General features: G+C 41.5%; 1 pseudogene. It reads left to right on the top strand.

Annotated features, from left to right (window positions below):
* Window positions 1-347 (top strand): annotated as a pseudogene (locus DCC39_RS18985) (S66 peptidase family protein); the annotation flags it as partial.

Here is a 347-nt window from a genome sequence, read left to right as displayed (position 1 = left end):
GGAAACGTTACGGGACGTATTGTCGGAGGCAATCTCACGTCTTTTATCGGCTCTTTAGGAACAGATTTCGAAATAGATACAAAGGGAAAAATCCTGTTTCTCGAAGAAACACATGAACCCATTAATACGGTCTATCGGTATATGAACCATTTGAAAATGGCCGGTAAATTTCAGGATTGCATCGGGATTATCATGGGAGAGTGTACGGGATGCCAAGTTGCTTACGGTAAGTCCTACGAAGATTTAATCAACGAGTTTGTTGTTCCTCTTGGAAAACCGCTGATGACCAATCTTACAACTGGACATGGTACTTATAAAACGGCAATTCCTATTGGGGCAATGGTTAA

It is taken from the genome of Pueribacillus theae (assembly GCF_003097615.1).
Classification (GTDB): Bacteria; Bacillota; Bacilli; order Bacillales; family UBA6769; genus Pueribacillus; species Pueribacillus theae.
This window is presented reverse-complemented; position numbering and strand designations above follow the sequence as displayed.